At 60.6% G+C, this 22381-nt stretch carries 17 protein-coding genes; 5 read left to right on the plus strand and 12 right to left on the minus strand.

Annotation, left to right across the window (positions count from 1 at the left end; all coding sequences use genetic code 11):
• The coding region (locus O0880_RS27930) for a hypothetical protein (RefSeq protein ID WP_289889702.1) at nt 1–185 on the plus strand (185 nt) is incomplete at its 5' end.
• A 210-nt stretch (nt 186–395) separates the two neighbouring features.
• Complete coding sequence (locus O0880_RS27935) at nt 396–2339, plus strand: sigma-54-dependent Fis family transcriptional regulator (RefSeq protein ID WP_289889716.1); 1944 nt, start codon at nt 396–398, stop codon at nt 2337–2339.
• 1 nt (nt 2340) lies between these two features.
• On the opposite strand, the gene O0880_RS27940 is transcribed toward O0880_RS27935, so the two are convergent.
• The 7 genes from O0880_RS27940 to O0880_RS27970 form a co-directional block, all read right to left on the minus strand.
• Nucleotides 2341–3351 carry an FAD:protein FMN transferase gene (locus tag O0880_RS27940; protein ID WP_289889704.1) on the minus strand — a complete coding sequence of 337 codons (1011 nt, stop codon included), beginning with the start codon at nt 3349–3351 and terminating at the stop codon, nt 2341–2343.
• The gene (locus O0880_RS27945; RefSeq protein WP_289889705.1) at nt 3341–5446 is read right to left on the minus strand and encodes a 4Fe-4S binding protein; all 2106 of its coding nucleotides are present in this window, start codon (nt 5444–5446) and stop codon (nt 3341–3343) included. The genes O0880_RS27940 and O0880_RS27945 overlap by 11 nt, the downstream gene beginning before the upstream one ends.
• 58 nt (nt 5447–5504) lie before the next feature.
• Nucleotides 5505–6665: a porin gene (locus O0880_RS27950; RefSeq protein ID WP_289889706.1), complete on the minus strand. Its 1161-nt coding sequence runs from the start codon at nt 6663–6665 to the stop codon at nt 5505–5507.
• A 287-nt stretch (nt 6666–6952) separates the two neighbouring features.
• On the minus strand, nt 6953–8698 hold the full coding sequence (locus tag O0880_RS27955) for a methanol/ethanol family PQQ-dependent dehydrogenase (protein ID WP_289889707.1): 1746 nt from the start codon (nt 8696–8698) through the stop codon (nt 6953–6955).
• Nucleotides 8699–8747: 49 nt separating this feature from the next.
• The gene (locus O0880_RS27960) at nt 8748–9137 is read right to left on the minus strand and encodes a DUF779 domain-containing protein (RefSeq protein ID WP_071325243.1); all 390 of its coding nucleotides are present in this window, start codon (nt 9135–9137) and stop codon (nt 8748–8750) included.
• A 53-nt stretch (nt 9138–9190) separates the two neighbouring features.
• On the minus strand, nt 9191–10711 hold the full coding sequence (adh, locus tag O0880_RS27965; RefSeq protein WP_071325244.1) for an aldehyde dehydrogenase: 1521 nt from the start codon (nt 10709–10711) through the stop codon (nt 9191–9193).
• Nucleotides 10712–11046: 335 nt separating this feature from the next.
• On the minus strand, nt 11047–12003 hold the full coding sequence (locus O0880_RS27970) for a beta-propeller fold lactonase family protein (protein WP_289889708.1): 957 nt from the start codon (nt 12001–12003) through the stop codon (nt 11047–11049).
• Nucleotides 12004–12207: 204 nt separating this feature from the next.
• Between O0880_RS27970 and O0880_RS27975 the strand changes: the two genes are divergently transcribed.
• The gene (locus O0880_RS27975; protein ID WP_289889709.1) at nt 12208–14346 is read left to right on the plus strand and encodes a TonB-dependent receptor; all 2139 of its coding nucleotides are present in this window, start codon (nt 12208–12210) and stop codon (nt 14344–14346) included.
• A 159-nt stretch (nt 14347–14505) separates the two neighbouring features.
• On the opposite strand, the gene O0880_RS27980 is transcribed toward O0880_RS27975, so the two are convergent.
• The 5 genes from O0880_RS27980 to O0880_RS28000 all read right to left on the minus strand — a co-directional run bounded on the left by O0880_RS27980 (nt 14506) and on the right by O0880_RS28000 (nt 20099).
• Nucleotides 14506–15339, minus strand: coding sequence for a transporter substrate-binding domain-containing protein (locus tag O0880_RS27980; RefSeq protein WP_289889710.1), 834 nt, complete (start codon nt 15337–15339; stop codon nt 14506–14508).
• A gap of 15 nt (nt 15340–15354) precedes the next feature.
• Nucleotides 15355–15810, minus strand: a complete 456-nt coding sequence (pedF, locus tag O0880_RS27985; RefSeq protein WP_289889717.1) for a cytochrome c-550 PedF — start codon at nt 15808–15810, stop codon at nt 15355–15357.
• Between the two features lie 161 nt (nt 15811–15971).
• On the minus strand, nt 15972–16991 hold the full coding sequence (gene rtcA, locus O0880_RS27990; RefSeq protein ID WP_289889711.1) for an RNA 3'-terminal phosphate cyclase: 1020 nt from the start codon (nt 16989–16991) through the stop codon (nt 15972–15974).
• A gap of 18 nt (nt 16992–17009) precedes the next feature.
• Nucleotides 17010–18245, minus strand: coding sequence for an RtcB family protein (locus O0880_RS27995; protein WP_289889712.1), 1236 nt, complete (start codon nt 18243–18245; stop codon nt 17010–17012).
• A 285-nt stretch (nt 18246–18530) separates the two neighbouring features.
• The gene (locus O0880_RS28000; protein WP_289889713.1) at nt 18531–20099 is read right to left on the minus strand and encodes an RNA-binding protein; all 1569 of its coding nucleotides are present in this window, start codon (nt 20097–20099) and stop codon (nt 18531–18533) included.
• 205 nt (nt 20100–20304) lie between these two features.
• On the opposite strand from O0880_RS28000, the gene rtcR reads away from it, so the two are divergent.
• The gene (gene rtcR, locus O0880_RS28005; protein ID WP_289889714.1) at nt 20305–21918 is read left to right on the plus strand and encodes an RNA repair transcriptional activator RtcR; all 1614 of its coding nucleotides are present in this window, start codon (nt 20305–20307) and stop codon (nt 21916–21918) included.
• A 76-nt stretch (nt 21919–21994) separates the two neighbouring features.
• Nucleotides 21995–22156 (plus strand): hypothetical protein, encoded by a 162-nt coding sequence (locus tag O0880_RS28010; RefSeq protein WP_289889715.1) that lies wholly within the window; start codon nt 21995–21997, stop codon nt 22154–22156.
• The last annotated feature ends 225 nt before the right edge of the window (nt 22157–22381 follow it).

Genomic DNA, 22381 nt, shown 5'->3' on the forward strand with positions numbered 1-22381 from the left:
TGTCAGCTGCGAAGAAGGAAGAGTATGAAGCAATTTGCTACGTCCGTCAACTCCTTCTTTTTCTCCACTTCACTCGGCATTTGCATGCGTCGTTCAGCGAGGGGGCGAATTATAGCCAAGCCCTGCACGTCCCGCAAGGGCTATTTTGCAGCCATGTGAAGCTGGCACTGTGCTTGCTTATATAGCCACAGGCATCGGCAAGCGATGGAAGCAACTCTGAGCCTGGCAGCAACACTGGGGAAAGCCCGGCTCGCTTTGCTTTGCTCCCATCTGTGACAGGTGCTACATTATGGAACACTCTCGATTCAAAAGAGCGCCGCGGTACAGGGCCCAACGGAGGCAACGAGATCATGTATCAACCGTCAGCTACTTACCGTAGCGCACCGTTTTCGTCCATGGCGGACGCGAACATACCAGCCACAGGACAAGACAACGTTCCCGTCATCATCGAAACGTCCCACCAGCGCTCTGTGGCCTTCGGCCTGTCACCCACGGCCACGCCCGATTTCACGCCGGCCGGCAAATCCGACCTGTCACTGCTGATCGAGCAGAACCGCCTGCTGCACACGCATGCGCTGCCGGCGATGGAAACCCTGTACCAGCAGATCGTCAATACGCACAATATGGTGATCTTGACGGATGCCAACGGCGTCATCGTGCATTCCCTGGGTGACGATGATTTTCTCGAAAAAGCCAACAGGGTTGCCCTGCAACCGGGCGTGGCATGGTCGGAGCAAAGCCGCGGCACGAACGCCATCGGCACGGCCATCACGGAAAAAGTACCGACCCTGGTCCATGCGGACCAGCATTACCTGGCCGCCAATCACTTCCTGACCTGCTCCGCCGCCCCCATTACCGACCACCGCGGCAATGTCATCGGCGTGCTGGACGTCTCCAGCGATCAGCGCAGTTTTCACAAGCATACGATGGCCCTCGTGCGCATGTCGGCGCTGATGATCGAGAACCAGTTATTCTCCGCCACGTTCGAGGATGCCATCACCGTGCATTTCCATGCGCGCCCGGAATTCATCGGCACCTTGATGGAGGGAATTGCCTCGTTCACACCTGGTGGACGCTTTCTGTCGGCCAACAAGAATGGCTTGTTCCAGTTGGGTCTCTCCTTTGCAGCATTGCAGTCGCACACCTTCAGCTCCCTGTTCGGCTTGCCCGTCTCCGCCCTGTACGACCATTACCGCACGGCAGCACCAGGCCTGCTAAACCTGTGCATGCACAGCGGCGTGCGCGTCTATGGTCGCGCGCAGTTGCGACTGAGCAATAGTGTCTTCCAGCATGGCTTTGCTTCTGGCACCGATCACGGCGATATCAACGCGGTACCGACAGCCATACCCGCGCCGGCCAGCCATGCGGCCAATGCGGCGCGGCGCCTGTCCGGCCTGCGCTACCTGCGCACGGGCGATCCGCAACTGGAACTGGTGATCGAAAAGGTCAACAAAGTGCTGGGGCGCGACATCCCCATCCTCGTGATGGGGGAAACGGGCACCGGCAAGGAATTGCTGGCGCAAGCCATCCATAATGATTCTCCACGCGCCATGGGGCCATTCATCGCCGTCAACTGCGCCTCGATTCCGGAAACCCTGATCGAATCCGAACTGTTCGGCTATGAAGACGGGGCCTTTACTGGCGCGCGCAAGAAAGGGGCCATCGGCAAGATCTTGCAGGCGAATGGCGGCACCCTGTTTCTCGATGAAATCGGCGACATGCCCTTCGGCCTGCAGGCGCGGCTGTTGCGCGTGCTGCAAGAACGCATGGTCACGCCCCTGGGCAGCAGCAAATCGATCACCGTGAATGTGGAACTGATTTGCGCCACGAATCACAATTTGCGCGAACGCATGGCCAAGGGACTGTTCCGCGAAGACCTGTATTACCGCCTGAATGGCCTGGTGGTCAAGCTGCCGCCGCTGCGCGAGCGCACGGACCTCGACACGGTCGTGAAAAAGATCCTGGCGACGGAAGCGCCCGATACGCGCTACACGGTGGCGCCGGACATCCTGCACATGTTCCACCAGCACAAATGGCCAGGCAACTTCCGCCAGCTGACCAATTTGCTGCGCACGGCCATCGTCATGGCCGGCGACGAGCACGAAATCTGTTTGCGCCACATGCCCGATGATTTCCTCGACGATATTGAAATGACGCAAGCCAGTGCCGCCAGCGCCAGCGCCGATCGCATGATCGCCGCCGGCGCCAACCTGGAAGAAATGGAGCAAAGCGTGATCCTCAAATCGCTCGATGCCCACGGCGGCAATGTCTCGGCCACGGCGCGGGCCCTGGGCGTGTCGCGCAATACGATCTATCGCAAGGTACCGCATCTGAAATAACCTAAAGTAGACGGGGAAAGCCGGGCGACATCTTGCGCCTGCCCTGCTTGTCGATGGTCATCAAGTCGACGCCGTCCATTTGCGCGGTCATCGCATGCGCGCGTGCGGCGCCCGTCACCATGAATGTGGTCGACAAGCCGTCGGCCAGCAAGCCCGTGGGGGCCACCACGGTCACGCTGGCCAATTCCAGCGGCGAATCACCGCTCGATGGGTCGAAGATATGATGATGCGCAAAGTCTGGCGTAAACGTGCACTCATAATCTCCGGAGGTGGCCACGCTGCGCCCTTCCACTTTTAACGTGGCCGCGAGGATTTCACTGTCGCGCGGATCCTGGATGCCCAGGATCCAGGGTTGACGCACGGCACGCTGGCCCCGTGCGATGAACTCTCCCGTGTCGAGCAGCGCATGCCGCACGCCCCGTGCCCGCACGGCGGCCAGCGCCATGTCCGCCGCGTAACCTTGCGCCAGACCATTCAAGGTCAGCGCCATGCCAGGCTGAAGAAAACGCACTTCGCGCCTATGCCACGCAAGTTGCCGCCAACCTACCCGCGCCTGCGCCGCGCGCCGTTGCGCATCGAGCGGCAAGCTTGCCGCACCGGCCGCAGCCCAAAACAGCTGCCATAACGGTTGCACCGTGACATCAAATGCCCCATCGCTCCATTGCGACAACGCTTGCGCCTGTGCCAGCACGGCCAGCAGGTGCGGATCGGGGCGAGACAGCCGCCCATCGCGATTGAGCTGGAAGACTTGGCTGGCTGGACTGTATATGCTCATCAGGCGGTCGATATTCCTGGCCGCATGCAAGGCGTCTTCGATGGCCAGTTCGGCCTGGTGCTGCTCGTGGTGCAGGACGGTGACGGCGATGGTCGTGCCAAACGCCAACGCCGCACCACGATACAGGCGCACACCGGAGGCGCTGGCCGTGCCACGCGCCATGCTGCCAGGCAGACACAAGCCCGCCATGCCTGCCACGCTGCCGATGGCGGCGGACATGAATGTTCTACGCTGCATTGCTGTTCTCCTCTGCCGTGACCCGGGCAATCGGGATGGTGCGGGTACGCTTGATCTCCAACATCAAGGGCGCGCATTTCTCATCGCTGGCATGAATCACCACGCAATCCATGCATTGAAAACACTCGCCATAATCGACTTTCCCGTTCGGCGCAATGGCGTGATACTCGCAACGGTGGCGGCAAGTCTGGCACGGCGTGCCGCAGTCCTTGCGCCGGGGAATCCAGTCGAGCAGGCGCAAGCGTCCCAGCAGCGCCAGCGCCGCGCCAAACGGACACAGGTAGCGGCAAAAGAATTTGTAGGAAACACTGCTGAGCAGCAGCAAGCCCACGGCATACGCGACAAACGGCCAGGCGCGCGCGAAATTCAAGGTGATGGCCGTCTTGAACGGTTCCAGCTCCACCAGCTTGTCCGTGACCTGGCCGGCAAAAAAGCTGCTGCCAAGAATCGCCAGCAGCAATCCATACTTGATCCATTTCAAACGCCCGTCCAGGCGCGGCTTGACCTTCCACTGCGGCAGACGCAGCCACTGACCCAGCTTGCCCGTGAATTCCTGCAGGGCGCCAAACGGGCACAGCCAACCGCAAAACGTGCCGCGCCCCCATAGCAGCAGACTGAGTAACACGAAAATCCACAAAATCACCGTCATCGGATCGAACAGGAGAAAACCCAGGCTGCGTCCCGCCATCGTTGCCTGGATGACACCCGTGAGATTGACGATCGACAACTGCCCCTGCGCGTAGTACCCGATGAAACCGATGGTAAATAGCAGGAACAGGCGGCGGAACCACACGAACTGCCGTCCATCGCGCACCAGGCGTTTCTGCCTGGCCAGCGCGCCGGCCAGCAGCACCAGCCCGGCCAGCAGCAAGATCAGTTCCATCCTGCGCCCCTTCCACGTGCCGCGCCACGTGGCATCGTCGCCTTGCGGCGCCGTATAAAACGCGGCCGGCAATCGGTAGCTGAAATCGACGTTGCGCGCGATGCGTTCGGGATACACCATGCCCTTGCTGCGCGTGATCGGTAACGTAAACGCCAGCGGGCTGGCCGCATCGAGCCCCGCCTGGCTGATGATACGCAACACGGCGATATTCTCCGTCGGCAACAGCGATGCCTCCGCCAACTGTAATTCCAGATCCAGGTCGCGCATGTCGATCGGCAAATCATCCTGTTTCAGCAACAGCCGCTCAGGCACGGTGCCGCGCACGAAATCGTCGCCCAGCACGCTGTAGCGGCCACGCGACATGACGAGGATGGCGTGATCGCCGTCGTCGAGCCGGTTGCGCAGCTTGTTCCAGCTGCGCTCCGTCAACAGATTACGCCCCACGGTGGGGACGGAAACATACGCCAGGTACAGGTCGATGAACACGCCATCCGGATCACGCGCAGCCTCGGCATCGAGTCCCGCGCCGGCACTGCCTGCAAACAGGGTTTCCACGTCCTTATTGCTCAGGCGCACATGCTGGATCAAACCCTGGCCTAGCATCTGCGCGACATCAAGCTTCTGCCGCACCTCCAGCCGGATGCGGGCGATCTGATCCGGATCGCGGCCTTGCGCGAAGCCGAGTTTTTTGCGCGACACTTTCAAGGCCGACGCCAGCACGCTCTGGTTGATGATGCGCACGGAGGCCGTGGCCTTCGACACGCCATCGATATCGGCGTGGGTGGCGTCTGGCGCGCGCTTGCTTTTCGCACCGATGGCGATATTCTGCTTCAGCGACAAACCCTGGTATTGCTTGACGAACTGAAACAGCGGCGCTTCACCTAGGCCATCGAGAAACACGGGTTCATGCTGCGACAGGACGGCAACATCGAGAAACCCGCCTTGTGGATTGATGGCGATCAACAAATTGATGGGAATACCGGAAAAGCCGGGAATGGGCGCCAGGTCCACCGACTCAAAGACATAGCCGACCAGCTCCGTGGCCGTGGCGTTTTGCTTGAACAGGGGCCAGACGGGCAAGTCTGTTTCCTTGTCGCCCACCACGAGCGGCGCGGGAAAGCGCCGCACCAGCTCGGCCTTGGCGAGCACGCCCGCCCACGCCTGTCCCAGGATAAACAGGAATAGCCAGCACCCGATAAACAACCGCATCATCCGCATGTACCGTGCTCCGCGCGGCGCCGCAAGCTCCGGCGCCGCATTCATTGATTGCTTAGAAGAAAATGATGCCACCCAGGGACACGCCATTCATCTTCGCCTCACCACCGGCAAAGCCTTTCGAGCGCGTCTGGCCCAGTTCGCCCACCAGGGTGATGGCGCTATTGAGCGCGTAATACGCACCCAGGGTCAGGTTGGCATTCGACTTCAAGCCGCCCGTACCGGCCGTATCGTCATCGTTCTTGCTGATGCCGTAGGACAAGCCCAGTTTCAGCTTGTCCGTCGCCTTGTAAGTGCCTTGCAGCAGCCAGTTCTTCGACTTGGTATCGCCCTGGTCTGCATCGGAAAGGATGCCCAATCCTTTTCCTCCCTGGAAATTGAACAGCACGCCTGCCGGCCCCATCTGGTAAGAGCCGCCCACTTCCACCCCGTGCATGGTCAGGTCATCGACACCCGTTGTTTTCGAGGTGAATTTTTGCGACTTCACGCCCAGCCAGGCTTTCAAGCCGTCCTGCGCATACGTCAGCTGCGCCTGCACTTGCGGACTCGACTTCGAGGAATACGTCGGGCCTGCCACGATGGGCGTATCGGAGACGGGGCTGACCAAGGCCACGTCGACGCCGAAGCCACCGGACTTCGGCGCGCTGTACATGATCTGGCCATAGTTGCCCAGATAGGTGTAGCCGGCGCCGATATGGCCCAGGGTCACCCGGCCCCGCTGCGTGGCCTGCACGGGGGCGCCTGAACCCAGCAAAGTCATGTCGGACAGAATGGCATTTGCGCCGAACATGCCGTAGTCGCGGCCCAGCTTGAAGGTACCCATGTGCTCGTTGCCGAACGTAAAGAATGCCTGGCGCACATCGACGACGCTGTTCTGGCTGATGGCGCTGTCCGTGGCGGTCGAGTTATAGATGCCGATCAAGGCTTTCACATCGTACTCGCCCAGGCGCGACGAGGCGGACGTGATCAAGCCATTCGGCAGCAAGCCGTTGCCGATCGTCGTGCGGTCCTTCTCGCTGCCGCAACCGAGCGCCCGGCCGCCCAGCGCCAGCCCGCCCACCGCGTCACCCGAGCACGACACTTGCGTGTAGTAGGCGTTGACGATGCCGCCCACCGACACGGTCCAGTCGCCGGCCTTGATATCGACGGCTTGCGCCTGTCCCATCGTTGCGATAGTCATGGCTCCCAGGCTCCCCAGCTTGATGAATGCGTTCATGTTTTCTCCCCTTTTCTTCTGTGTTTTTAGTGTGCACACCAGTGATTGATGTAGCTCAATCTTTGGCAATAAGCGTGCCCAGCAATACACAGGGGGAGAAAGGGGAAATCCGTTTTCAACGTGTGCAACGGCGGACCAGTCGCTGCTGACGGTGTTCAATTTTTGACCGCCGCCAGCGCTTGCCGCTGGCGCGTAAACAAAAAACTGACGGCCTGGGCCGTCAGCAAAAAGAAAACACCCGGCGGACAGGGAGACACCCATCCGAGTGGCCCGGATGTTTCACCCCATTACTTCGATGCCAGCTTGAAGACCCATACGGAGCCGCCCTGCTCGAGGAAGTTGACCTTCTTCGCCACTTCGCCGCCCCACAGCGGCACGGCGCCGCCCCAGCCGGAAACGACGGCGACATATTGCGTGTCGCCATCCTGCCAGGTGACGGGCGGCGCCACGACGCCGGAGCCGGTCTGGAACTTCCACAGCTCCTTGCCCGTCTTCGCATCGACGGCTTTCAAGTAGCCTTCCGGCGTGCCGTAGAACACCAGGTTGCCGGCCGTGCTCATCACGCCACCCCACAACGGCGCATTGTTCTTGATTTCCCATACGATATTGCCCGTCTTCGGATCGACGGCGCGCATGGCGCCGATGTAGTCGTCAAACAGGGGCTTGATGGTAAAACCGGCGCCGAGGAAAGCGCCGCCTTTCTTGTAGCTGATCGGCTCGTTCCAGATATCCATGCCCCATTCATTCGCCGGCACATAGAACAGCTTGGTTTGCGGCGAGTACGCCATCGGCATCTGGTTTTTGGCACCGAGGAAAGCCGGCGCGGCAAACACGGTCGTGCCTTTCTTGCCCTCCTCCCCCTTGGTCGGGTCGCCAGGACGGCCGGCGGCGATGAAGTTCGGGCGGCCCGTCTTCAGGTCGATGCTGCTGGCCCAGGTGATTTTCTTCACAAACGGAAACGCGTTCTGCAGCTTGCCCGTGCTGGCGTCGATCACATAGAAAAAGCCGTTGCGGTCGGCCTTGCCACCGTAGCGCTTGCCATCCATGTCGAAGGTGACGAACTCGTTGGCGCCATCAAAATCCCAGGCATCGTTGGGCGTGTTCTGATACGCCCACTTGATCTGGCCCGTCTTGACGTCGAGCGCCACGGTGGAGGACGAATACAGATTGTCGCCGGGGCGCAAATGGCTGTTCCATGGCGCCGGATTGCCTGTGCCGAAGTACGCCAGCTTGGTTTGCGGATCGTAGGTGCCGCCCATCCATGTCGAGGCGCCGCCCGTTTTCCACAGCTCGCCCGGCCACGTCTTGTTCGCCGTGCCGGAAATGCCATTGTCGCTGGCCTTGCCATCCTTGTCGTAGCGGTGGCCCATATGGCCTTCCACCGTGGGACGGCTCCACACCAGGTCGCCCGTCATGGGGTTGCGCGCTTCGACCCGGCCCACGATGCCGAACTCGCCACCCGACACGCCCGTCAGCAGCAAGCCTTCGGCGATCAAGGGCGCGGCCGTCATCGAGTAACCGGCCGCATAATCGTCGACCTTTTCCTTCCAGACGATCTTGCCCGTGTTCTGGTCCAGCGCCACCAGGTAGGCGTCGAGCGTGCCGAAGATCACCAGGTTGCCGAACAGGGCCGCGCCGCGGTTGACCACGTCGCAGCAGGGCATGATGCCGTCCGGCAAGCGGTGTTCGTACTTCCACAGCTTGGCGCCCGTTTTCAAGTCGATGGCAAAGATGCGCGAATACGAAGCCGTGACGAACATCTTGCCGTTGTGAATCAATGGCTGCGATTCCTGGCCGCGCTGCTTTTCGCCGCCAAACGAGAACGACCAGGCCGGTACCAGCTTGGCCACGGTCTTGTCATTGATTTGCGTCAACGGTGAATAGCGCTGCCCCTGCGTACCCATGCCAAACGACAAGATACTCGCTGGATTCTTCGCCGTGCTGTCGAGCATGGCACTGGTGACATTGCCGACGTCGGCCGCCTGGGCCAACGACGCCAGGGATGCCAAACCCACACTGACGACTACCCCCATGATTTTTTTCTGCACAATCATCTCCCTCTGTTATTAGTATGTGTATGTTTCAAGTGCTGCCGTGTTCACGCGGCTGGGCATGCAGCAAGGCGCACTCTTCATCGGTAAACAGGCGCGAACGCGTCAGGAAGCGCTTGCCCGTACCGTTGTCGAGTGAAAACATGCCGCCATTGCCATCGACCACGTCGATAATCAACTGGGTATGCTCCCAGTATGCAAATTGCTCGAGTCCCATGTAGAACGGCGTGCCATTCAGATTGCCGAGATAGATATCGGTGTCGCTGATATCGAACTCGCCCAGCGCGTAGCACATGGGCGTGCTGCCGTCGCAACAGCCGCCCGATTGAAAAAACATCAACGGGCCGTGACGCTCGCGCAACCTGTCCATCATCTCCAGCGCCGCATCGGTGGCGACCACCCTGGCAATTGCTGCACTCATGGCATCCTTTCTGCGCGCCGCCCCTGGCTAAGGGCGCGGCGCCTGTTGCCGGTTTAGAAGAAGCCCAGCGCTTTCGGGCTATAGCTCACCAGCAAGTTCTTCGTTTGCTGGTAGTGGTCTAGCATCATCTTGTGGTTTTCGCGGCCGATACCCGATTGCTTGTAGCCACCGAACGCGGCATGGGCCGGGTACAGGTGATAGCAATTCGTCCATACGCGGCCCGCCTGGATGGCGCGGCCCACGCGGAAGGCGCGCGAACCGTCACGCGTCCACAGGCCGGCACCGAGGCCGTACAGGGTGTCGTTGGCGATCGCCAAGGCTTCAGCCTCATCCTTGAAGGTCGTGACGGACACGACAGGACCAAAAATCTCTTCCTGGAAGATGCGCATCTTGTTGTTGCCCTTGAATACGGTTGGACGCACGTAATAGCCGCCCTCGAGATCGCCCGCCTGCGTGTTGCGCTCGCCGCCGGCCAGCACCTCGGCGCCTTCCTGGCGACCAATATCGAGGTAGGACAGGATTTTTTCCAGCTGTTCCTGCGACGCCTGGGCGCCGATCATGGTGGCCGTATCGAGCGGATTGCCCTGCTTGATGGCGGCCACGCGCTTCAGGGCCCGTTCGATGAATTTCTCGTAGATCGATTCCTGGATCAGCACGCGCGATGGGCAGGTGCACACTTCGCCTTGATTCAGCGCAAACATCGTGAAGCCTTCCAGGCACTTGTCGAAATAGTCATCATCGGCATCCATCACGTCTTCAAAGAAGATGTTCGGCGACTTGCCGCCCAATTCCAGGGTGACGGGAATCAGGTTTTGCGCCGCGTAACCCATGATCAGACGGCCCGTGCCCGTTTCGCCCGTAAACGCGATCTTGGCGATGCGCTTGCTCGACGCCAGCGGCTTGCCCGCCTCCAGGCCGAAACCATTGATAATGTTCAACACGCCCGGTGGCAGCAAGTCGCCGATCAGCTCGATCAAGACCATGATGGAAGCCGGCGTCTGCTCGGCCGGTTTCAGCACCACGCAATTGCCTGCGGCCAGGGCCGGCGCCAGTTTCCACACGGCCATCAGGATCGGGAAATTCCAGGGGATGATCTGGCCCACGACGCCCAGCGGCTCGTGGTAGTGGTAGGCATAGGTTTCCGCATCGATTTGCGCGACGGAACCTTCCTGGGCGCGGATGCAGCCGGCGAAGTAGCGGAAATGGTCGATGGCCAGCGGAATGTCGGCATTCATCGTTTCGCGGATGGGCTTGCCGTTGTCGATGGTTTCCGCCGTGGCGATCAGGCTGAGGTTTTGCTCGATGCGGTCGGCGATGCGGTTCAGGATATTGGCGCGCTCGGCAGGCGACGTCTTGCCCCAGGCTTCCTTGGCGGCATGGGCGGCGTCCAGCGCCAGCTCGACGTCTTCCGTCGTGGAGCGGGCAATTTCGCAAAACGGCAAGCCCGTGATCGGCGTAATGTTGGGAAAGTATTCACCTTTGACGGGGGCCACGAACTTGCCGCCAATGTAGTTATCGTAACGTTGCTTGAAAGGGTTGGCGACGCCCAGTTTGCTGATGTCTGCGAGATTCATGTCGTCCTCTATCGGTTTGTAGAATTGGAATATTGCTGCTTAAGTCAAACGTCCTGGTACAGATGGGGTGAGTACACGCAGTCCTCCGCAAATGCCGTGCCAGCTCGCCGCCCCACTACAAACTTAGCGGGTTTTACTGCTGTTACAAGGGAGCGGCGTCAATATCGGCGCATTGATTCCCGTCAGATGCGGGCAGCCTGGCCACGACGCGGCGTTTGCGTTTTTGAACAAGGCGCCAATACCCTGCTCCAAACCGCACCAGCCTGGCCATTTGCGGGCTCGAGTCCGCGTCCGCTGCACAATGGAACAGGTGTGCCAGACTGGAACAGCTGTGCCTAGCGGATCACCACGCCCCACGGTAATTCGCCCACGGCAATATCGGCCACCTTGCGCGCGCTGGCCGTGTCGATGACGGACACGCTGTTCGAGCGGCCATTGGCCACGTACAGCTTGGCGCCGTCGGGCGTGATGGCCATATTCCACGGACGCTTGCCGACGGGGATAGTCGCCGTCACCTTGTTGCTCGTCGTATCGATGACCATTACCGTGCCGTCGATACCGTTCGACACATACAGCTGCTTGCCGCCGGGATGGACGACGATGCCATTCGCATTCTTGCCGGCGGGAATGGTGGCGATGGCCTTGCGCTGCATCATGTCGATTACGTACACGGCATTGACCAGCTCGCACGCCACGTAGGCGCGGGTGGAATCGGGGCTGAAGCCGATGCCGCGCGGGCGCAGGCCCACGGCGATGGAAGCCACCTGGCGGCGTTGCGCCACATCAATGACGTCGACTTGCTCGGCCTCTTCCGCACCGACCAGCAGCCAGCGCCCGTCCGGGCTGAAGACGGCGTGTTCCGGGTTACGTCCTTGCACCTTGATATCCGCGAGCAAGTCGCCCGTATGGCCATCGATCAGCGCCACGCTATTGTTTTCCTCGACGGCCACGGCGACATGGCTGCCGTCGAGGGATGCGCTGACGCCTTCCGGCGACGTGCCCAGCGCCACACTGCGCATGGGCGTGCCAGCCGCGTTATCGATCAACAACAAGGCGCTGCTGGCCGCGTCCGTGACAAACAATAGCCGCCCGCCGGGATCAGCGGCGATGCCGCGCGGACGCTTGCCCGCTGCAATCTGGCGTACCACCAGGTCGGTAGCCGTGTCGATCACGCTCAGGGTGCCCGATTTTTCATTGGGAACATAGGCAAAAGGAGCGGCCTGGACCGCCATGCTGGCCAGCGCAGGCAGCAGCCAGCAAACCCGGCGCAAGCGCAAGAAGAAGTTGGGCATAATCACCTTTTCAATGAAAAAACACAGGAAAAGCGCGCGGGAGCGGCGCAAGTGACAATTGCTGTATGCAAACGCCGTGCCACTGGCAGGCGTATAATTTCAGCCCACCAATGGAGACATGGCAGGCATATTGCTTGATAAAACTATGCAGACCTGTACCGCGCACGCGGTCAAGCAGGCTTTTATTCACATTGGAGAATCCGCATGCAGCATCGTTTCCGCCTGAACACCATTGCCAGCCTGTTTGTCGCCGGCAGCGCCGCCTTCGCCCCCCACGCTTTCGCCGCCGAGGCGGCAGACCTGGCTGGCGGGCAACTGATGGACACGGTGGTCATCAGCGGCAGCCGCATCGCCCATCCCAGCCAGGAAGTACCAGCCTCCATCGACGTGGTCGACAGCGCCCGCATCCAGGATGGACAAATCCGCGTCAACGCCTCGGAAGCGCTGGCCGCCGTGCCGGGCCTGGTCGTGCAGAATCGCCAGAACTACGCGCAAGACTTGCAGATCTCGTCGCGCGGCTTCGGCGCCCGCTCGGCCTTCGGCGTGCGCGGCGTCAAGCTGATCAGCGATGGCATTCCTGCCAGCATGCCCGACGGCCAGGGCCAGGCCGCCACCTTCAACCTCGATACGGCCGAGCGCATCGAAGTGCTGCGCGGACCGTTTTCTGCCATCTACGGCAACCACTCGGGCGGCGTGATCCAGCTGTTTTCCAAGGATGGGCAAAAGCCCCCATCCGTCGAACTGAATGTGACGGGCGGCAGCGATGGCACCAGCAAGGTCGATGTCTCGACGCAAGGCCAGGCGGGCGCCATCGGCTACGTGCTCGACGGCTCGCGCTTCCGCACGGATGGCTTCCGCGACCACAGCGCCGCCACGCGCGAACAGGCGTTCGGCAAGATCACCGTCAAGCCCACCGCGGACAGCAAGCTGACCATCGTCGCCAATAGCCTGCATCAAGGCAACACGCAAGACCCGCTGGGCGCCACCTGGACCACGTTTGCCCGCGACCCGCGCGCCGGCGAAATCGACGCGAGCGACACGCAAAACCCGAAACGCACCCTGGCCGAGCGCTACAACACGCGCAAGAGCATCGACCACCAACAGATCGGCGCCACCTACGAACAGTCGTTCGGCGACGACCGTCTGCATGTGATGGTGTATGGCGGCAACCGCGACGTGATCCAATACCAGGCATTTACCAAGGGTTTTCAGGCGCCAGCGAGCCACTCAGGCGGCGTGGTCGACTTCCAGCGCCAGTTCTACGGCATCGACACCAACTGGCTGCATGTGAACCAGCTGGCCGGCGGCAAGCTGAGCACCACCATCGGCATCGACTATGGCCGCTCCAGCGATGACCGCACCGGCTATGAAAATTTCATCGGCAACACGTTTGGCGTGAAAGGCAAGCTGCGCCGCGACGAGCAGGATGTCGTCTCCAGCCTCGATCCGTATATCCAGGCGGAATGGCAAAGCGGGCCATGGCTGCTCAGCGCAGGTTTGCGCTATAGCAAAATGAAAGTTTCGGTCAACGACCATTTCCTCAGCAATGGCAACGATAGCGGCAGCCTGGACTTCAGCCATACGACGCCAGTGCTGGGCCTGCTCTACAAGCTGACACCGAACGTCAACGTGTACGCCAGCGCCGCGCGCGGCTTCGAGGCGCCCACCCTGAACGAACTGTTTTACTCGGGCACGGGCGCCGGTTTCAATTTCAATTTGAAACCAGCCACCAGCACCAACCTGGAAGCGGGCGTCAAGGCCAGGATCGCCAACAATACGCATGTGAACGCGGCCCTATTCCAGATCAAGACCAACGACGAACTGGTAGTGGACAGTTCCAGCGGCGGGCGCACCAGCTACCGCAATGGCGGTAAAACCTTACGCCAAGGTATGGAAGTGTCGCTCGATTCCAGCCTGCCGTATGGCTTCACGACGAAGGTGGCGCTGACCAGCCTGCATGCCGTGTATGACCAGGCCTTCGGCGCCGTTAGCGAAGGCAGCCGCTTGCCAGGCGTTCCCAGCGCCAATCTGTTCGCGGAACTGGCCTGGAAAGATACGCTCGACCGCTTCGGCGCGGCACTGGAAAGCGTCGCCAGCAACCAGGTGTATGCGGAAGACAGCAATAGCGAAAAACCGGCACCCGGCTACACGGTGTTCAATGCGCGGTTCAATGCCAAGCAAAGCATGGGCAACTGGCGCTTCAAGGAATTTGCCCGCCTGAACAATCTTTTTGACAAGACCTACGTGGGTTCCGTCATCGTCGGCGATAGCAACAAGCGCTACTATGAAGCGGCGCCGGGGCGCAATTGGTTGCTGGGTGTCAGCGCCCAATACACTTTTTAAGTACCCCTGAAAAAAGTCCATGAGCGCTGCATTGCCTGGTCGTACTGTTCGTACTGCCTGTGGCAATGCGCCTTACCCTGAACAGTGTTCAGGCGTTCTGATGATAAAAAAGCCCGCACATCGTCCGATGCGCGGGCTTTTCAACTGGAGCGCGAAACTTCAGGGCCGCGCTTCCTTCACCCCATGTTTCTCGAAGATGGCCTTCAATTCGCCGCTGACAGCCATCTCGTTCATGGCCGCCAGCAACAGCTTGCCCACGTCCAGTTGCTGCCGGCTGACGGCCAGGCCCACGGCCCAGCCGGCACGCGGCAAGCGGGCGAACGCCACTTCGTTCACGGCGAAGGCCGGATCGCTTTTCAGCACGGACTCGATTTCCGAGCGATTCGCCAGCACGGCATCGAGCTGCCCCGCCTGCAATTGCTGCAAGGCTTCGGCGGCCGTGTCGAAGATGCGCACGTCGTCGCGGTACTTGCCATCGTCTTCGCCCAGCATCAGCATGGCCGCGATCGATACCTTTTCCACGCCGATGCGCTTGCCTGCCAGCGAAGTGACGCCATCGAACTGCGGCACGGCTTGCGTGCGGCGTGCCAGGCGCACGGTTTCCACGTAATACGGCGCAAAGATCTCGACCTTGTCGTTGTCGGCCATCAGTTTTTTATCGACCGGCACGTGCAGCATCACGTCGGCTGGACCATAACCGAGGTAATGCCCCTTCCACACCATATTGCGCAAATCGTCATTCAGGTTTTCGCCGGCGGGAAATGGCAGCAGACTCAGCTTGAGTCCCAGCTTTTTCGCCAGCGCTTCGGCAATGTCGATATCGATGCCCGCGCCCTTGTCGGAAAACGGGGCGAATTCGCTATACACGGCCACCTTCAGGCTGCCCGACTGTTGCACTTTCTGCCAGTCGGCGCGTACAGGCGCGGCCGTGCACAGGGCCAGGCAAGCGAACGCAATCATCGCGCGCGCGCCCCGGAGTTGGAATGAACGCATGGGATTCCTTCGTGATCAGTTCGACTCGCGGCGGGTTTCCAGGTAGGTCTTGATGGCCCACATGGCTTCCTGGTTGAACACGCCTTCAAACGGCGGCATGTACACGGCACCGTTGCGCACTTTGCCATGGCGTATGGTCGCCAGGTAATAATTGTCCGTTTCCTTGTAGCACGCTTGTTTCTTTGTCTCATTCTTGATGCTGAAACAATCGCGGTCCAGCTGGCGCAAGTCCGGCGCGATACCGCCCGAGATGGCTTCGATGCCGTGGCAGCGCGCGCAATTCTGGTTGTAGGCCGAGGTGCCCACAGTCAAGGCCAGCTTGTTGCCCCGGTACGGATTCTGCTCCAGCCACTTGTCGCCCACCTTGGGCAAGCCCGTGGTGTCGACGCCTTGCGGCGTGACATTGCCATGCGCATAGGCATCGGGCAAGGTCAGCAGGGAAGTGAGGGCGACAGCGCCGGCGGCCGCCATGCCGAGCAGGGTAGGAATGGAATAGGTCATGCTGGTCTCCTTGGTTTTTTTGGTCAATAACCAGGAAGAGCAAATGCCATGCCATGCGCGCACGCCCCGCGGCAGGCGAACCATGTCTCAATTTGGAACAGCTGCAACACGCGCCTGTGTCACCGCGCGCATCAGGCGGCGGCAACCGTACAGATGCTGGCCCGCTCCTGCTGCTCAAAAGTGATACGCACAGGCAAGAACCTGGCGATCACCTCGGCATTCGTCAACGCATGCTGCGACACCTTGCTGCAGCTAAACGTGCCGCCGCCGGCCAGCGCCATCGGCAGCAAGAGCTGGTCGGCCAGGTGTTCGCCCACGGCCGCGTCCGACTTGCAATAGGCCCGCACTTCGTTCAACAGGCGCTTGGCCACCGATTCCGCCAGCAACGATTTTTCGCCAAAGGAAGCAAAGACTTCCGTCACGTGTTCATGCTCGAGCGTCAGCAACAGGACATTGCCCGGCCCCTGCTCCGCCGGCAAGCCGACGATGCGCAGCTGCTTGCCGCTCCAGCCCATGCCGCTGGCGACACGCTCGAGCTCGCGCTGCGCCACATTCACGTGCACGCCCGCCACCACGCTTTCCGCAAATCCGGCCTGCCGTTCGCCGCGCTGCAGCAATGCAATGGGCTTCAAACGGGCGCAAGGCTGCACGGTGGCAATCACTTCGCCGCCGCCGGCCGGATAAAAACCATAGCGCCCCAGCGCGATATCGATGTCGGCGCCCATCTGCGCCATGGCCCGGCCATACGCGCGCTGCAAGAAATGCACGGGCGGCGCCATGGGATTATGCGTGCCGCCACTGATGCGCACAGTCGAGGGCGCATCCGCATGCAGCAGCGCCGGCAGCAAGGTTTGCAGTACCAGGGTGCAACTACCGGCGCTGCCGATGGCGAAACGGTAATCGCCGCCACGCATGGTGCCCGGCACGAACTCCAGGCTGGATGCGCCCAGCGCAACCGACGTCATGCGCGCGCCGCAAATGGCGGCTGCGGCCTGCACCGCCACCAGATGCTGGCGCAGCAAGCCGGGCTTGGCCCGGCCCGCGCGGATATTGATCAACCGAAATGGCTGGCCCGTGATCATGGACAGGCTCAGCGCCGAGCGCAAAATCTGCCCGCCGCCTTCGCCTTGTGCTCCATCTATTTCTATCATCTCTGCTTTCTTTATTGTTTAACCTTTGACGCAGACGACCTGCTTCAGGATATGCACGACATCGACCAGCTCGCGCTGCGCCAGCATCACCGCATCGATATCCTTGTAGGCCATCGGGATCTCGTCGATCACGTTCTCATCCTTGCGGCATTCGACGCCTTGCGTGGCGCGGATCTGGTCGTCGAGGTTGAAGCGCCGCTTCGCTTCCGTGCGGCTCATCGTGCGTCCCGCGCCGTGGCTGCAGCTATGGAAGCTCTCCGCGTTGCCTTTGCCGCGCACGATAAAGCTCTTCGCGCCCATGGACCCGGGAATGATCCCCAGCTCCCCCGCGCGGGCCGATACGGCGCCCTTGCGCGTGACCAGCACATCCTTGCCGAAGTGGTGCTCCTTCTGCACATAGTTATGGTGGCAATTGACGGCCTCCACATGCGTCTGGAACGGTTTATGGATGACCGTGCGCACGGCCGCGATCAGGTTCTGCATCATCACTTCACGGTTATTGCGCGCAAAACGCTGGGCCCAGCCCACCGCCTCCACATAATCGTCGTAATGCTGCGTTCCCTCTGCCAGGTAGGCCAGGTCCTGGTCCGGCAGGTTGATGAAATGGGTGCGCATATCTTGCTTGGCCAGTTCGATGAAATGGGTGCCGATGGCATTGCCCACGCCACGCGAACCCGAATGCAGCATGAACCACACGGCTCCCTGCTCGTCGAGGCACACTTCGACGAAGTGGTTACCGCTGCCCAGGGTACCCAGGTGGCGGTAGTTATTCGTGTTTTTCAGCTTTGGCGTCTTCAGGCAGATGGCATCGAATTCGTCTTTCAGCTGCAGCCAGGTGGCATCGACCACCGATGGCGGGTTCTGCCACGAACCTTCGTCGCGGCCACGGTGGCCGCGCGTCTTCGGCGACATCCCGTGCGGAATGGCGCGCTCGATGGCGCTGCGCAACGGCCCAAGATTATCGGGCAAGTCATTCGCCGTCAGCGTGGTCTTCGCCGCCATCATGCCGCAACCGATATCCACGCCGACGGCCGCCGGAATCACGGCGCCGAGGGTGGGAATCACGCTGCCGATGGTCGATCCTTTACCCAGGTGGACGTCCGGCATGACGGCGATGTGCTTGTAAATGAATGGCAAGGTCGCCGTATTGCGCAATTGTTTTTTAGCCGCTTCTTCGACAGGCACGCCACGCGTCCACATTTTGACGGGACGGCTGCCTTCGGTATGCAGGACTTCGTATTCTTCATTCTTCATCAGTGTTCTCTTTTTCTATTTTATATGGGGGTGATGACAAGGGTTGGTGAAATTTTCAGCCGACGTATCGGCCCTGGATGTAATTCCACCGGCATTCATCAGTACAACAACCCGACCAGGGATGACAGGATTTTCTGGCGGCGCACTGCGCGCGCCAGGCCGGTCTGACTCGGCTATCGATGTAATCCTGCCGGCATTCGGGGTACGACGGCGCATGACAAGGTTGAACAGGACGTCTTTAATGTAGTCTTGTCCGCATTCCTGCGCTTTACTTCACGCGCTACTTCAACAACCTGCAGCGATATCGATGGCGGCGATTTCTCCCACCCAGTGCGCTGGATCCAGCTGGCCGGCGGCAAAGGCGGCGATGATCTTGAAGACGTCGTCGGAAAAACCGCCGATATTCAGAATATCTTCACGCTCCATCGCCTGCGTCGTAGCATGCGGCGCAATATCGATGCACACCAGCCTGGCCTGCGGATTGCGCTGCTTGAAGACATTCCACTGTCCCAGCGTCGCCGTGGCGCCGCTGCGTTTGGCGTCGATCCAGGATTCGTTATCGGACACATAAATCACCAGGTCGGCCTGCTCCTGCTTGCTGTTCATGCGCAGCAGCGGCGCGCTGCAACTGGTGCCGCCACCACCGATGGCCGCCAGCCTGGCCGCATTCTCCATCACGCTATCGTGCGCATCAAGCCGGCACGTCACCACGCTGTGCTCGAACGGCAGCACCATGGCGTCCGGATTCTTGCGCAGCATGGCTGCCGCCACCAGCGCCGCCACGTCGATGCAGCGCACGTTCGAGGTGGCGCTACCGCGAAAACCGCTAACGGGCGACGACATCGAGCCGGAAACGTCGGGGCACACCACCACCTTGCCGGCGATCCGCGGCACGTTCAGCAGCGACGTTTCCAGCGCCTGCTCCAGCGCATCGCGGATGACCGCCGGCACGTTCTCGCCGGCCGCCATGTAGGCCGACATCAACTGGTACGGAAACACCCGCGCCTGTGCAATCGAAGCCGGATCGCGCAGCCTGGCCGCGATCAGCTCCGGCATGCCTTCAATTGCGTACACGCCATGGCGCGCAAAGGTGTTCAAGTTCATGCGCACCATCTGCCAGCTGCCCTGGCGGGCGATCTGCGCCCAGTCCTGCGCCCCCAAGGGCAGCGCCGTCAGCATCTGGAACGGCACGTCCGGTATCGTTTGCGTCGGATCAAGCTTGTATGCCTCGAACGCTGCTAATACCGGCGGCAAATCTGCGGCGATGTATTCCCTGCCGATCAGCCAGGCGAAGAATGCCGCGCGCCAGGCGTCCTTCGGTTTCGGATGCACCATTTTCACGACGTCGGCCAGCGATGGGCTATTGCCCACGGCGGCGGCCAGCAGGGCCTGTTCCGAGGCGCCATTCAACCATGCCTGCACCAGCTTTTTCGGACGCGATCCCAGCGACTTGCGGCCAACGGCGCCCGAGCGCATGATCTGCACGAAGTTGCGCAGCATTTTGCCGTTGTTGATCACGCGCTGGAAGGCCGGCGCAAATTCCGCGGCGCCCTGGCCAGCCAGCACGGCCACCAGCAAGGCAGGCATATCCTTCATATACCCCCGCTCGCGGCAGTACACGGCCGTTTGCGCAATGAAGGACGGCTCGACGGCCTCGCACAGTTCCAGCACCGTCGCCAGCTGCGCTTCGGCGCTGGCATAAAACGTCGCGTTCAGGCAGCCGGTGGCTGCGTATTGCGCCAGCTGATGCCGGGGCGTCAGTGCATAGGCTGGTGTACCTTCGGCATTGCGCGTCAGGGCCACAGGCAGCGGCTGCGATTGTTGCATGCTCTTGAATAACTGGGCGTTGGCCATTTTCGTTCCTCTTCTTCTCTTTGCGTTTATCTCGGTGTTATCCCTTCTATTGCAAGCGCCGTGCCAGCTTTTTCTTCTTCGCGTGAATCTTCTATAAATCATTGATTTTATTGAGAAATATTTTTTAATCGAGAAATCAACAAAAGATAGTGGCCGTCAAAAAATCATATACAATTATCTTTTCAGATAAATATTTATCCAATTTATGCAAGCAAAACGCACCGTTGTCATCGGTTTTCTCGGCACACAGCTCGATAATGGCAGGGGTGCCGCGCGCTGGGAAAAGTGGCGTCCAAGCATTGCGCTGACGCAGCACGACGACAAAGTCATCGACCGCTTCGAATTGCTGTACGCGGGCAGCCAGTTTGACAACCTGGTGCGCCAGGTGTCGCAGGATGTCGCCAGCGTCTCGCCTGAAACGCAGCTGATCGCCCATGAATTGCCCATCAGCGATGCCTGGGATTTCGAAAACGTCTATGGCGCCCTCTACGATTTCGCCAACAACTATCCCTTCGACCCCGACAAGGAGGAATACTGGATACACATCACCACCGGCAGTCATGTGGCGCAAATCTGCATGTTTTTGATGACGGAAGCGCGCTATTTCCCCGGACGCCTGCTGCAAACCTCGCCGCCAAAGCGCCAAGCCATCGGCAATCCCGGCAGCTATGCATTGATCGACCTCGATCTGTCGCGCTACGACCAGATTGCCCAGCGTTTTACGCGCGCGCAGGCCGCAGGCGTGGCGTTCCTGAAGTCGGGCATCGCCACGCGCAATGCCAAGTTCAACGCCATGATCGATGAAATCGAGCGTGTCGCCATCAAGTCCAGGGCGCCCATGCTGCTGATGGGGCCGACCGGCGCCGGCAAATCCTTCCTCGCGCGCCGCGTGTACGAACTGAAAAAGTCGCGCCACCAGATCGACGGCAAATTCATCGACCTCAATTGCGCCACCCTGCATGGCGACGGCGCCGCATCGACGCTGTTCGGCCATATCAAGGGCGCCTTCACGGGTGCGGGTTCGGATCGCCCAGGCCTGCTGCGCAGTGCGCACAAGGGCTTGCTGTTTCTCGATGAAATCGGCGAACTCGGACTCGATGAGCAGGCAATGTTGCTGAAAGCCATAGAAGAAAGGCGCTTCTTTCCCGTCGGTGCGGATACGGAAGTGCAAAGCGACTTCCAGCTGATCGCCGGGACCAATCGCGACCTGGGCAAGGAAGTGGCGGCCGGCCGCTTCCGCGAAGACCTATATGCACGCATCAACCTGTGGACCTACGAATTACCAGGCCTGGCGCAGCGGCAGGAAGACATCGAGCCAAACCTGGAATACCTGCTGGCGCAATACGGCGCCGAGACAGGCGAGCGCGTGCGCTTCAACAAGGAGGCCCGTGAGCGCTTCATGCGCTTCGCCACCTCGCCATCGGCCTGCTGGAACGGCAATTTCCGCGATTTGTCGGCCGCCGTCACGCGCCTGGCCACCTTGTCGGAGGCGGGCCGTATCACGGACAAGGTCGTCGATGAGGAAACGGCGCGCCTGGGTCGCCTGTGGCAACATCACGGTGAACAGCAGGGGAATGACGTCGTGGATCTGGCAGATATCATGGGAGCGGATGCGGCCGCGCAACTCGACCTGTTCGATGCGCTGCAGCTGCAGGCCGTGATCAAGATCTGCCGGCAATCGCACAATATGTCCGATGCGGGCCGCAAACTATATGCGATGTCGCGCGAAGCGAAAGCCAGGCCGAACGATGCAGACCGCCTCAAGAAATTCCTGGCCCGCTTTGCCCTCAGCTGGGATAAAGTATCCTCAGGCAACTAAGAGAAGAGAACGATGATTCCAGAAGATATACGAGTAGAAATCATGCGCCGCCTGGCGGCCGTGGAAGAAAAAGAAGGTGTGCGGAGAAAAAGAACTGGCCCCGCGCATCGACAAGCTCAACGTATTTATCGAGTCGGAACTGGCCAGGCTGGAAAACTTCAGCGTTGAAAAGGAAGAAAAGCCCCATGGCATGCAGGAGTTGAATCGCCTGTTTCAGCAGGTATTGCAGGAAACCTGAGCTGGAAGCAAAAAAGGCACCGCGTAGCGGTGCCTTTTTTATGCCGACCATTCGACTGCCTCAAACAACAGCGCCAGACGAAAAAAAACCCCACCGGAATCCGGCGGGGTTTTTCTCTACTGCGTATAACAAGCCTGACGATAACCTACTTTCACACTGGTTGCAGCACTATCATCGGCGCAAAGTTGTTTCACGGTCCTGTTCGGGATGGGAAGGGGTGGGACC

This window comes from Janthinobacterium sp. SUN118, from assembly GCF_030397695.1.
GTDB lineage: Bacteria > Pseudomonadota > Gammaproteobacteria > Burkholderiales > Burkholderiaceae_D > Janthinobacterium.